Here is a 12,669-nt window from a genome sequence, read left to right as displayed (position 1 = left end):
GGTTGCCGACCGGCGCCCGGCCCGGGAAGGTGGGCGGATGGGCGCCGCTGACGAGACCCGGGCCGGGGTGTCGCTGACCAATCTGGACCAGCCGCTGTTCGACGGGGCCGGGGCCACGAAGCGTGACCTGGTCGACTACCTGGACGCGGTGCACGAGCGGATCCTGCCCGGGCTCCGGGACCGGCCGCTGTCGGTGGTCCGGGTGCGGCCCGGCCAGGACCCGTTCATGCAGAAGAACCTGCCGAAGTACACGCCGGACTGGGTGCGCCGCACCTCGGTCTGGGCGGAGGCCTCGCACCGCAGCATCTTCTACGCGCTCTGCGACGACCGGCGCACCCTGCTCTGGTTCGCCAACCAGCGGGCCGTCGAGTACCACCCGACGCTGGGCCACGCCGGCCACCCGGAACACCCCACCCACCTGGTGCTCGACCTGGACCCGCCGCCGGGCGACTCGTTCACCATGGCGGTCCGCACCGCGCTGCTGGTCCGGCAGGCGCTCACCGACGCCGGGCTGGCCGGGGCGGTGAAGACCAGTGGGGCGAAGGGGCTGCACGTGATCGTGCCGGTGGACCCGGCCACCACCGCCGAGGAGGCCGCCGCGGCGACCCGGGCCCTCGCGGCCCGCGCCGAGCGGCTCGACCCGGCGCTGGCGACCACGGCCTTCATCGTCGAGGACCGGGGCGGCCGGGTCTTCGTGGACTCCACCCGGTCGTACGGGGCGACCGTGGTGGCCGCGTACAGCCCCCGGATCCGGCCGGGCACGCCGGTGTCGTACCCGGTCGGCTGGGCCGACGTCGAGTCGGCCACCCCGGCCGACTTCACCGTGAAGACGGTGCCGGGGCTGCTCGGCGACCGGGACCCGTGGGCCGAGGCGCTGCCCGCGCCGCAGCGGCTGCCCGAGGAGCTGGTGGCCGAGGGGCGCACCATCCCGGTGGCCCGGGTGCAGGCCATGCACGAGGGCAAGCGCCGCGCGAAGGCCCGCCGCGAGGCCGGCTGAGCAGCGAAAAAGCCCGGGCCAGCGGCCCGGGCTTCCTCAGGTCTGTGCCCCCGGCAGGATTCGAACCTGCGCCCCCGCCTCCGGAGGGCGGTGCTCTATCCCCTGAGCTACGGGGGCTCAGCGACCCGAGAAGAGTAGCAAACCCCCTCCCGGATCACCGAATCGGTATCCGGCGCGCCGGGTGCCGCCGATCAGGCGGCGGCGACGGGGCGGCCGCAGCTCGGCAGCGGGTGGAGGATGATGCGCCGGGGGAGGCGGCGTGGCCACTCGTTGCGCGGCCAGGAACCGTCGACGATCAGGTGCACCGTGCGCTCCTCGGCGCCGCTGAGCCGCAGCACGAAATCGCGGGGGAGCGGCGGGTCGACCGTGGGCGTCGTGATCATGAAACGCACCCGGCCGCGCGACGAGACCGCGGAGATCACGTCGGCCGCCGGCATGGTGCCGCGCAGGCGTACGCGGCCGATCCAGTAGACCTCGGCGGCGTGCTCCTGGGCGGACCGGGTGATCGCCGGGTACTCGCTGCGTACCCAGCGCTCGACCGCGCCCACGCAGAGCCCGCAGGCCCGCTCGCGAGGCTCGCGCGGACCCAACCCCCAGGCCCGCAGGTACGCCCCGACCGTGCCGGCGTCCATGGTCAGCTCGAACTGGCGCTCGATGAGGGTGGTGAGGCTCTGTCGCGTCCAGAGCTCCTCGTCCAGGCCGAACTCGCCGGGGTGGACGCCCCGCAGCACGTCGATCAGTTCGAGTTCCTGTTCGCGGCTGAGCGTTCCCGGCTCGCCCTGCCGCAGTCCGCGACGGACGGCTGCCACCGCCCCGTCACCGCCGATGGTGTGTCGTCGGCACCAGCTGGTCACCGACCGCCCTGCGTCTCTGAGTGCAACCCCCACGTCCTGCGCAACGAGCCCGAATCGCAACTGGTCACGATATGTGTGGAGAAAAGTCTCCAAGCAGTGCAATGGGTTGTTCAACCCAAAACGTTATAAAGCGGCATAACGGGCGTGATCGGCCCGGGTACGCGAAGGGCCCGCGTCGCGCACGACGCGGGCCCTCCGACGAGCGGTTGCTAGACCGTGCCGCCCAGGCGCTTGAGCGCCGCCGTGAGGTTGGCCAGGTCCTTCTGCTGGGTGTTCTTCATGACCTGGGCGACCGCCAGCACGTCGTCGTCGTGCCCCTCGTCGAGGATCCCGTCGATCATGTGCACCCCGCCGACGTGGTGGCGGATCATCATCTGCAGGAAGAGCACGTCGAACTCGCGCCCGCTCGCGGCGCGCAGCTTCGCCATCTCCTCCGGCGTGGCCATGCCCGGCATCAGCCCGTTCTTCACCGCCGCGCCGTCCGACATCCAGGCCATCGGCGGCTGGTCGCCGGTCGGGTCCAGCTTCCAGGAGCGCAGCCAGGTCTGCATGGTGCCGATCTCGCCCTGCTGCCCGGTGGCGATGTCACTGCCGATCTGGCGTACCTCCGGGTCCTGGCCCTGCCGGAACGCCAGGAGCCCCATGGCCACGGCCTGGGAGTGGTGGCTGGTCATGTCCCGGGCGAAGCCCGCCTCGGGCGAGTTGTCACCCGGACGGGTGAGCGTCGGGGTGAGCAGGCCGCCCGCGTACCCGAGGAGGAGGCCGACCACGACGGCGACGGCCAGCGCCAGGACGCCGAAGCGCCGCGCGGATCCCCGGTCACCGGCGTCGGTGACCGGGGCCCCGTCGAGGTCGGTGTCCGTGGTCGCGGCGGTCATCGCGGCGTCCTCACTGGGTCGGCTGCTCGGGCATGTTGTTGCCGATGTTGTCTCGCGGCGTGGTGCCGGTGGCGGTGACGCCCTGGTCGCACAGCGCCGTCGGGCCCTCGACCGAGGCGTTCACGCGCAGCGTCTTGATGAACTCGTCGATCCGGCCGTCGTCGGCGTTGTCGACCTTGAGCTGGAAGCCCCAGGCCTGGAGCGAGATCGGCTTGTCCAGCCCCTCGAACGGGCTGAGCATCAGCTTCTCCTTGCCCTGGACCTTGGCCTTGAGCTTGGCCACCTGGTCGGCGGGCAGGTCGGGGCGGTACGTGATCCACACCGTGCCGTGCTCCAGGCTGTGCACCGCGTGCTCGTTGGCGATCGGGGCGTCGTAGACGTCGCCCATGCAGTTCTGCCAGGCCTGGTTGTGCGGGCCGCCCACCGGCGGGAGGATGTCGTACTTGATCGAGCCCGGCTGGTGCTGGCCGCCCTTGACCAGGTCCTTGTCCTTCTTGCGGAAGTCGACGATGCCGTTGATCGCGTCGGCCCGCTTCTGCCACGGCTGCGAGCCCTGGTAGACCGCCCACGCGCCCACACCGATGATGCCGACGGCCAGCACGCCGACCGCGACGAACAGGGCGATCGGACCCCACGCGCGACCCTGGCTCACCTTCACCGGGGTGACCGGCTTGCGGCCCTTGCCGCCGGTCCGCGGCGGGGTGCCCTTGCCGGCCCCGGCCTTGCCACCGGCCGGCTTGTCGGCAGCCGCGGGCCGGCCGGCGGCCGGCTTCTTGCCGGTGCTGACCACGGTCGGACGGCGCTCCGGGCCGCCCGGGGTGCTGATGCTCATCGTGCCTCGTCAGGTCGGTCGGTCAGGGGAGCCGCGGGGCCGGTTCACATGCTGGGTCGCCGCCGCGGGGACCGAGTCTACCCCCGATAACATGGTTCGGTGACTCCCGCAGAACTCGCCGAGGTCGTCCTCTCCGCAGCCCACGCCGTCTTCGAAGACCGGGGCCTGGATCGCTCCGCGCTGCCCGCGCAGACCACCCTCGAGCGACCCCGCAACCCCGAGCACGGCGACTACGCCTCGACGCTGGCGCTGCAGCTCAGCAAGAAGGTCGGCGTGCCCCCGCGGGAGCTGGCCGCCGCCCTGGCCGACCAGCTCGGCAAGGCATCCGGGGTGAAATCGGTGGAAATCGCCGGCCCGGGCTTCCTCAACATCCGGCTCGACGCGGCCGCCGCCGGCCAGCTCGCCAAGGTCATCGTCGAGGCCGGCCCGGCGTACGGGCGCAGCGACACCCTCGCCGGCCAGCGGATCAACCTGGAGTTCGTCTCGGCGAACCCGACCGGCCCCGTGCACATCGGCGGCGTCCGCTGGGCGGCCGTCGGCGACGCGCTCAGCCGGCTGCTCCGCGCCACCGGCGCCGACGTGGGCACCGAGTACTACTTCAACGACGCCGGCTCCCAGATCGACCGGTTCGCCCGCTCGCTGCTCGCCGCCGCCCAGGGCCAGCCGGCCCCGGAGGACGGCTACGGCGGCGCGTACATCGCGGAGATCGCGGCCGAGGTGGTCAAGCGCCGGCCCGAGGTGCTCGACCTCGACGAGGCCGCGGCCCAGGAGGTCTTCCGGGTCGAGGGCGTCCAGCTGATGTTCGCCGAGATCAAGTCGTCGCTGCGCGACTTCGGCGTGGAGTTCGACACCTACTTCAACGAGAAGGACCTGCACGACCGGGGCGAGCTGGACCAGGCGCTCGACCGGCTGCGCGAGCAGGGCCACCTCTACGAGTCCGAGGGCGCCACCTGGCTGCGCACCACCGACTTCGGCGACGACAAGGACCGGGTGCTGCGCAAGTCCAACGGCGAGTGGACCTACTTCGCCGCCGACTGCGCCTACTACCTGGACAAGCGCGAGCGCGGCTTCGAGCGCGTGGTGATCATGCTGGGCGCCGACCACCACGGCTACATCGGCCGGATGAAGGCCATGGCCGCGTGCTTCGGCGACGACCCGGACCGCAACCTGGAGATCCTCATCGGCCAGCTGGTCAACCTGCTCCGCGACGGCGCTCCGGTGCGGATGAGCAAGCGGGCTGGCACCGTGGTCACCCTGGAGGACCTGGTGGACGCGATCGGTGTGGACGCCTCCCGCTACGCGCTGGCCCGCTACTCCAGCGACTCGCCGATCGACATCGACGTGGAGCTGTGGACCCGGGCTACCCGCGACAACCCGGTCTACTACGTGCAGTACGTGGCCGCCCGCACCGCCAGCGTCGGCCGCAACGCCGCCGAGGTCGGGCTGACCCGGGGTGAGGCCGCCGGCTTCCACGCCGAGCTGCTCTCCCACGAGAAGGAGAACGAGCTGCTCAAGGCCCTCGCCGAGTTCCCCGCCGTGGTCTCCTCGGCGGCCGAGCTGCGCGGCCCCCACCTGGTCGCCCGCTACCTGGAGCGGCTGGCCGGCGCCTACCACCGGTTCTACGACAACTGCCGGATCCTGCCGCGCGGCGACGAGGAGGTCACCGACCTGCACCGGGCCCGGCTCTGGCTCAACGACGCCACCCGGGTGGTCATCGCCAACGGCCTGCGCCTGCTGGGCGTCTCGGCTCCGGAGCGGATGTAATGCGGGCGCACGAGGCCGGTGCCCTGCACGGCGACATCGGCAACCGGGGGCCGGCCTGGCTGCGTACCCCGGTCGACGTCAACGACCTGGTCCCCCAGCTGTGGCCGCGCAACGTGGCGCGCGGCACGGGCGGCGCGCTGCGGGTCGCGGGCCTGGACGTCCGCGACCTGGCCGCCGAGTTCGGCACCCCGGTGTACGTGCTCGACGAGGACGACCTGCGCACCCGCGCCCGCGAGTTCCGCGACGCCTTCCCGGACGCCGACGTCTACTACGCGGGCAAGGCGTTCCTCTGCCGGGCGGTGGTCCGGATGATCGCCGAGGAGGGCCTGTTCCTCGACGTCTGCAGCGGCGGTGAGCTGGCCACGGCGCTGTCGGCCGGCATGGAGCCCGCGCGGATCGGCTTCCACGGCAACAACAAGTCGGTGGCCGAGCTGACCCGGGCCGTGGACGCCGGGGTGGGCCGGATCATCGTCGACTCGTTCGCCGAGATCGACCGGCTCACGGCGCTGGCCCGCGAGCGCGGCGTGCGCCCGAAGGTGCTGGTCCGGGTGACCGTCGGCGTCGAGGCGCACACCCACGAGTTCATCGCCACCGCGCACGAGGACCAGAAGTTCGGCTTCTCCCTGGCGGGCGGCGCGGCCGCGGCGGCCGCCTTCAAGATCCTCGACGAGGACGTGCTGGAGCTGCGCGGGCTGCACTCGCACATCGGCTCGCAGATCTTCGACGCGAGCGGCTTCGAGGTCTCCGCCCGCCGGGTGCTCGCCCTCCAGGCGCAGATCCGTGACGCGCGTGGGGTGGAGCTACCCGAGCTGGACCTGGGCGGTGGCTTCGGCATCGCGTACACCACGCAGGACGACCCGGCCGCGCCGCACGAGCTGGCCAAGCGGCTGCGCAAGATCGTCGACGGGGAGTGCGCGGCGGAGAACCTGGCCGTGCCGCACCTGTCCATCGAGCCCGGCCGGGCCATCGTCGGTCCCGCCGTGTTCACCCTCTACGAGGTGGGCACGGTCAAGGACGTCGACGGCATCCGCACCTACGTGAGCGTCGACGGGGGGATGAGCGACAACATCCGCACGGCGCTCTACGACGCGTCCTACTCGGCGACCGTGGCCAACCGGACCTCGGCCGCGGAGCCGATGCTCGCCCGCGTGGTGGGAAAGCACTGTGAGTCCGGGGACATCGTGGTGAAGGATGAATTCCTGCCCGCCGACGTGCAGCCCGGAGATCTTGTCGCGGTGCCCGGCACCGGGGCCTACTGCCGGAGCATGGCCAGCAACTACAACCATGTCCCGCGGCCCCCGGTCGTCGCCGTCCGCGACGGTCGGGCGCGGCTGATCGTCCGCCGGGAGACCGAAGACGACCTGCTCGCATTGGATGTCGGATGACCTCACCCGTTCGCTTGGCGCTGCTCGGCTGCGGCACGGTCGGCAGCGACGTGGTGCGGCTGCTGCACGAGCAGTCGGCCGACCTCGCCGCCCGGATCGGCGCCCCGCTGGAGATCGCCGGCATCGCCGTGCGCCGGCTCGGCCGCGACCGCGGCGACCTGCCGGTCGACCCCGCCCTGTTCACCACCGACCCGCTCGGCCTGGTCAAGCGGGACGACGTGGACGTCGTGGTCGAGGTGGTGGGCGGGATCGAGCCGGCCCGCACCTGGCTGGTCGAGGCGCTGCGCGCCGGCAAGAGCGTGGTCACCGCCAACAAGGCGCTGCTCGCCGAGGACGGCGCCACGCTGCACGACGCGGCCGCCGAGGGCGGCGCGGACCTCTACTACGAGGCCAGCGTCGCCGGTGCCATCCCGCTGCTGCGCCCGCTGCGCGAGTCGCTGCACGGGGACCGGATCAACCGGGTCACCGGCATCGTCAACGGCACCACCAACTTCATCCTCTCCGCCATGGACGCCACCGGCGCGGGCTTCGCCGAGGCCCTGGAGGAGGCCACCGAACTCGGGTACGCCGAGGCCGACCCGACGGCCGACGTGGAGGGCTTCGACGCCGCCGCGAAGGCCGCCATCCTCGCCTCGCTGGCGTTCCACACCCGGGTCACCGCCGCCGACGTGCACCGCGAGGGCATCACCGAGGTGACCGCCGCCGACGTGGCCAGCGCCAAGGCCATGGGCTGCACCATCAAGCTGCTCTGCATCGCGGCGCGGGGCGCCGACGCGGCCGGGCGCGAGACGGTCAGCGTCCGGGTGCACCCGGCCATGATCCCGCTGACCCACCCCCTCGCGGGCGTCGGCGACGCGTTCAACGCGGTCTTCGTCGAGGCCGAGGCGGCCGGGCAGCTCATGTTCTACGGGCGGGGCGCGGGCGGCGCGCCGACCGCCAGCGCGGTCCTCGGCGACGTGGTCGCGGTGGCCCGCAACCGCCTCGCCGGGGTGCACGCGGCCAGCGAGTCGGCGTACGCGGACCTGCCGGTGCGGCCGATGGGCGAGGCGCTCACCCGCTACCACGTCAGCCTCGACGTGGCCGACCGGCCGGGTGTGCTGGAGGCGGTGGCCGGGGTCTTCGCCCGGCACGAGGTCTCCATCGCGACGGTGCGGCAGGGCCCGGGCGGCGGCGGCTCCGACGCCGAGCTGGTCATCGTGACCCACGTGGCGCCGGACGCCGCGCTCGCGGCCACCGTCCGCGAACTGCGGGGGCTCGACATCGTCCGCTCGGTGACGAGCGTGCTGCGGGTCGAGGGCGGGGCGTAGCCGGCCGTCCCGCCTGATGGTTATCCGGAGGTGTGCCGGTGACCCGTCGGGAAGGCTGGTCCACGCTGGTAGAGGCCCCGCGGCGACCGGGGCGGCAGAGGCGAGGAGCGCGACATGTGGCGGGGTCTGATCGAGGCGTACCGGGACCGGCTGCCCGTCACCGACGCCACTCCCGTCGTCACCCTGCACGAGGGGAACACGCCGCTGCTGCCGGCGCCGGTGCTCTCCACCCGGGTCGGCGCCGACGTGTGGCTCAAGGTCGAGGGGGCGAACCCGACCGGCTCGTTCAAGGACCGCGGCATGACGCTCGCCGTCTCCAAGGCCGTCGAGGCCGGTGACAAGGCGATCATCTGCGCCTCCACGGGCAACACGAGCGCGTCCGCCGCCGCGTACGCGGCCCGGGCCGGGATCACCTGCGCGGTCCTCGTGCCGCAGGGCAAGATCGCGCTGGGCAAGCTCGCCCAGGCGCTGGTGCACGGCGCCAAGCTGCTCCAGGTGCAGGGCAACTTCGACGACTGCCTGTCGCTGGCCGGCAAGCTCGCCCAGGACTACCCGGTCGCGCTGGTCAACTCCGTCAACATCGACCGGCTGCACGGGCAGAAGACCGCCGCGTTCGAGATCGTCGAGGCACTCGGCGACGCGCCCGACATCCACTGCCTGCCGGTGGGCAACGCCGGCAACATCTCCGCCTACTGGATGGGCTACGGCGAGGACCTGCGCGACGGCAACGCCACGAAGGCCCCGAAGATGTACGGCTTCCAGGCGGCCGGTGCGGCGCCGATCGTCACCGGTCAGGTGGTCCCGGAGCCGTCCACCATCGCCACCGCCATCCGCATCGGCAACCCGGCGAGCTGGACCAAGGCGATCGACGCCCGCGACGCCTCCGGCGGGTCGATCTCGGCGGTCACCGACCGGGAGATCCTCTCGGCGTACCGGTTGCTGGCCCGCGAGGTCGGGGTCTTCGTCGAGCTGGGCAGCGCGGCCAGCGTCGCCGGGCTGCTCCAGCAGGCCGCCGCCGGCCGGGTGCCGGCGGGCGCCACCGTGGTGTGCACGGTGACCGGCCACGGCCTCAAGGACCCGGAGTGGGCCATCTCCACGGCCCCCGCCCCGCTGACCATCGCCAACGACGCCCTCGCCGCGGCCCGCTCGCTCGACCTGATCTGACGCGCCCGCGCGGGGCCGGAGCGCGCTCCGTCACGCCCGCCCGGGTCCGTGCGTGGGAGCGTGATCGGGTGCGGCAGACTCCAGGGACCCCGTACACCCCTTCTGCAGGAGTGCGTAACGCCCATGTCGCTGCTCGCCAGATTCAGTCTCGCCAACCGGGGCCTGATCGCCCTCATCGCACTGGTGACCGCGGCGTTCGGGGCGTTCGCCGTGCCGTCGCTGAAGCAGCAGCTGCTGCCCTCGCTGGAGTTCCCCGCCGCCTTCATCGTGGCGCCCTTCCCGGGCGCCGCGCCGGAGATCGTCGAGTCCCAGGTGGCCGAGCCGATCGAGAACAGCCTCCAGGGCATCCCGGGGCTGGAGAAGGTCACCTCCACCTCGCGCGAGGGGTCCGCGACCGTCCAGGTGCAGTACGAGTTCGGCACCGACCTGGACGACGTGGTCAACAAGATGCAGACCGCGCTCAGCCGGATCGACGCCCAGCTGCCCGAGGGCGTCGATCCGCAGGTGATTGCCGGCAGCACCGACGACCTGCCCGCCGTGGTGGTCGCCGCGACCGGCGGCGGCGACGAGCAGGCCCTGGCCGAGAAGTTGCGCGCCACCGTCGTACCCGACCTGGAAGGGCTGGACGGGGTCCGCGCGGTCGACGTGACCGGCGCCCGCGACCAGGTCGTGACGATCGTCCCCGACCCGGCGAAGCTGGCCGCGGCCCGGCTCGCTCCGACCGCGATCGCCCAGGCGCTGAAGACCAACGGCGTGGCCCTGCCGGCCGGCGCGGTGACCGACGGGAGCCGCTCGCTGCCGGTGCAGGTCGGCACGCCGATCCGCACCGTGGACGACCTGCGCGGGATCGTGCTCAGCACCGCCCCCGCCGCCCCGGTACGCCTCGGCGACGTCGCCCGGGTGGAGCAGCAGCTCGCCCCGGCCACCGCCTTCACCCGCACCAACGGCAAGCCCAGCCTCGGCATCGCCGTCACGGCCTCGCCCGACGGCAACGCGGTGGCCATCTCGCACGACATCCGGGACCGCCTGGACGAGCTGGAGGCCGCCTCCGGCACCGACCTGACCGTGGTGTTCGACCAGGCCCCGTTCGTCGAGCGGTCCATCGAGAGCCTCACCACCGAGGGCCTGCTCGGCCTGCTCATGGCGGTCGTGGTGATCCTGGTCTTCCTGCTGTCGGTCCGCTCGACCATCGTCACGGCGGTCTCCATCCCGTTGTCGGTGCTGGTCGCGCTCATCGTGCTGTGGGCCGGCGACTACTCGCTGAACCTGCTCACCCTCGGCGCGCTGACCATCGCCGTGGGCCGCGTGGTCGACGACTCGATCGTGGTGCTGGAGAACATCAAGCGGCACCTGGAGTACGGCGAGCCGAAGCGGGACGCCATCCTGGCCGCCGTCCGCGAGGTGGCCGGCGCGGTCACCGCCTCCACGCTCACCACGGTCGCCGTCTTCGCGCCGATCGCGCTGGTGGGCGGCTTCGTCGGGCAGCTCTTCGCGCCGTTCGCGATCACCGTGACGGTGGCCCTGCTCGCCTCGCTGCTGGTCTCGCTGACCGTGATCCCGGTCCTGGCGTACTGGTTCCTCAAGCCGCCGCGCGGCGGGGCCGACGAGGCCGCCGCCCGGCACGCCGCCGCGGAGAAGGAGCTGCGCAGCCCGTTGCAGCGGGCGTACCTGCCCGTGATCGGCTTCGCCACCCGCTCCCGGGGGACCCGCTGGGCGACCGTGGCGCTGGGCCTGCTGGTGCTGTTCGGCACCTTCGGCCTGGCCCAGAAGCTGGAGACCAACTTCCTGGACGACTCCGGCCAGGACACCCTGGCCATCCGGCAGGAGCTGCCGGCGGGCACCGGGCTGACCGGCACCGACCAGGCCGCCGCACGCGTGGAGGAGATCCTCCGGCGTACGCCGGGGGTGGCGACGTACCAGGTCAGCGCGGGCGGCGGCGACAACCCGTGGGCGGGCGGCGGCAACGACACCGCCTCCTGGTCGCTGGCGCTCACCGACGACACCGACGCGGCCGAGGTCCGGGAGCAGCTGCGCACCGAGTTCGACCGGCTCGGCCCCGAGGCCGGTGAGCTCACCTTCGGCGGCGGGCAGAACGCCTCCGCCAACCAGCTCGAGGTGGTCGTGCAGGCCGCCGACCAGGACACGCTGACCCGCGCGGCCGAGGCCGTCCGGGGCGCGATGGCCGGCACGGCGGGCGTCGAGGACGTCACCACCGGCCTGGCCACCCGGGTGCCCCGGGTGGAGGTGACCGTGGACCGGGTCGCCGCGGCCCGCGCCGGGCTCACCGAGGCGGCCGTGGGGCAGGTCGTCGCGCAGGCGTACCGGGGGGCGCCGCTGGGCCAGGTCACGCTGGACGGCACCCCGCAGAACGTCGTGCTGAGCACCGGGACCCGGCCGCCGCTGAGCGTGGCCGAGCTGCGGGCGATGCCGGTCGGCCCGGTGAAGCTGGACGACATCGCCGACGTGAACCAGGTCGAGGGCCCGCAGCAGGTGACCCGGATCGACGGCGAGCGGAGCGTGTCGGTGACCGGCACGGCGACCGGCTCGAACCTCGGGGCCACCACCCAGGAGCTGCAGAAGAAGCTGGACGCGCTGGACGTGCCGGGGGCGACGTTCGTCATCGGCGGGGTCAGCGCGGACCAGGCCGACGCCTTCGCCGACCTGGGGCTGGCCGTGCTGGCCGCGATCGCCATCGTGTTCCTGATCATGGTGGGCACGTTCCGGAGCCTGACCCAGGCGCTGATCCTGCTGATCTCCGTGCCGTTCGCGGCGACCGGCGCCATCGGGCTGCTGCTGCTCACCGGGACCCCGCTGGGCGTGCCGGCGCTGATCGGCGTGCTCATGCTGGTCGGCATCGTGGTGACCAACGCCATCGTGCTGCTCGACCTGATCAACCAGTACCGGGGTCAGGGCATGGGCGTGACCGAGGCGGTGGTCGAGGGCGGCCGGCGCCGGCTGCGGCCGATCCTCATGACCGCGGTCGCCACGGTGTTCGCGTTGCTGCCCATGGCGTTCGGTCTCACCGGCGAGGGCGGCTTCATCTCCAAGCCGCTGGCCGTCGTGGTGATCGGCGGTCTGCTCAGCTCGACGCTGCTCACGCTGATCCTGGTGCCGACGCTCTACACGATGGTGGAGCGCACGAAGGAGTCCGTCCGCGAGCGGCGGGCCCGCCGCCGGGGCACGGCCGCGCCCGCGCCCGTCGAGCCGCCGGCCCCGGCGCCGGTCCCGGTGACCGTCGGGGGCGGGGAGGCCGAGGCCGCCGAGCCGCCCGCCCGCCCGGCCCCGTCGGCCGCGCTGGTCGACGGTACGGACCAGTTCGAGGTGCTCCGCCTGCCGAAGAGCCGCCGGTCCCCACTCCCGCCGACCGAGTAACCGCAGGATCCCCGGAAGAGGTGGCCGTCCCCTGGACGGCCACCTCTCCTGTTCGGGGGCGATGGACGGCAGCCGCTGGCGGTACGGTGAGTGAGCTTACATGTACTGTCGGTGCC

9 protein-coding genes and 1 tRNA gene are annotated in these 12,669 nt (G+C 73.1%); 6 read left to right on the top strand and 4 right to left on the bottom strand.

All coding sequences use genetic code 11. The features are described 5' to 3' along the window. The first annotated feature begins 37 nt into the window (after nt 1–37). Nucleotides 38–997 carry a non-homologous end-joining DNA ligase gene (ligD, locus tag GCE86_RS20425; RefSeq protein WP_154228443.1) on the top strand — a complete coding sequence of 320 codons (960 nt, stop codon included), beginning with the start codon at nt 38–40 and terminating at the stop codon, nt 995–997. A gap of 45 nt (nt 998–1,042) precedes the next feature. Here the strand turns inward: ligD and GCE86_RS20420 are convergent. The 4 genes from GCE86_RS20420 to GCE86_RS20405 all read right to left on the bottom strand — a co-directional run bounded on the left by GCE86_RS20420 (nt 1,043) and on the right by GCE86_RS20405 (nt 3,561). Further along, nucleotides 1,043–1,114, bottom strand: a tRNA-Arg gene (locus GCE86_RS20420). A 74-nt stretch (nt 1,115–1,188) separates the two neighbouring features. Beyond that, a complete protein-coding gene (locus GCE86_RS20415; protein ID WP_154228442.1) occupies nt 1,189–1,884 on the bottom strand; it encodes a winged helix-turn-helix domain-containing protein in 696 nt (231 codons plus the stop codon). A gap of 176 nt (nt 1,885–2,060) precedes the next feature. Next, nucleotides 2,061–2,729, bottom strand: a complete 669-nt coding sequence (locus GCE86_RS20410; RefSeq protein WP_154228441.1) for a DUF305 domain-containing protein — start codon at nt 2,727–2,729, stop codon at nt 2,061–2,063. 10 nt (nt 2,730–2,739) lie between these two features. Further along, complete coding sequence (locus GCE86_RS20405) at nt 2,740–3,561, bottom strand: DUF3105 domain-containing protein (RefSeq protein WP_154228440.1); 822 nt, start codon at nt 3,559–3,561, stop codon at nt 2,740–2,742. A gap of 99 nt (nt 3,562–3,660) precedes the next feature. Between GCE86_RS20405 and argS the strand changes: the two genes are divergently transcribed. The 5 genes from argS (at nt 3,661) to GCE86_RS20380 (ending at nt 12,553) form a co-directional block, all read left to right on the top strand. After that, on the top strand, nt 3,661–5,325 hold the full coding sequence (gene argS / locus GCE86_RS20400; RefSeq protein WP_154228439.1) for an arginine--tRNA ligase: 1,665 nt from the start codon (nt 3,661–3,663) through the stop codon (nt 5,323–5,325). Continuing rightward, nucleotides 5,325–6,710: a diaminopimelate decarboxylase gene (gene lysA / locus GCE86_RS20395; protein WP_154228438.1), complete on the top strand. Its 1,386-nt coding sequence runs from the start codon at nt 5,325–5,327 to the stop codon at nt 6,708–6,710. Before argS ends, lysA begins: the two co-directional genes overlap by 1 nt. Then, the gene (locus tag GCE86_RS20390) at nt 6,707–8,017 is read left to right on the top strand and encodes a homoserine dehydrogenase (RefSeq protein WP_154228437.1); all 1,311 of its coding nucleotides are present in this window, start codon (nt 6,707–6,709) and stop codon (nt 8,015–8,017) included. The genes lysA and GCE86_RS20390 overlap by 4 nt, the downstream gene beginning before the upstream one ends. A gap of 114 nt (nt 8,018–8,131) precedes the next feature. Then, on the top strand, nt 8,132–9,181 hold the full coding sequence (gene thrC / locus GCE86_RS20385; protein WP_154228436.1) for a threonine synthase: 1,050 nt from the start codon (nt 8,132–8,134) through the stop codon (nt 9,179–9,181). A 123-nt stretch (nt 9,182–9,304) separates the two neighbouring features. After that, a complete protein-coding gene (locus tag GCE86_RS20380) occupies nt 9,305–12,553 on the top strand; it encodes an efflux RND transporter permease subunit (RefSeq protein WP_154228435.1) in 3,249 nt (1,082 codons plus the stop codon). Nucleotides 12,554–12,669 lie beyond the last annotated feature (116 nt).

It is taken from the genome of Micromonospora terminaliae (assembly GCF_009671205.1).
GTDB lineage: Bacteria > Actinomycetota > Actinomycetes > Mycobacteriales > Micromonosporaceae > Micromonospora > Micromonospora terminaliae.
The sequence above is the reverse complement of the archived record's forward strand: the minus strand, read 5'-3'. Positions and strand labels throughout refer to the sequence as shown.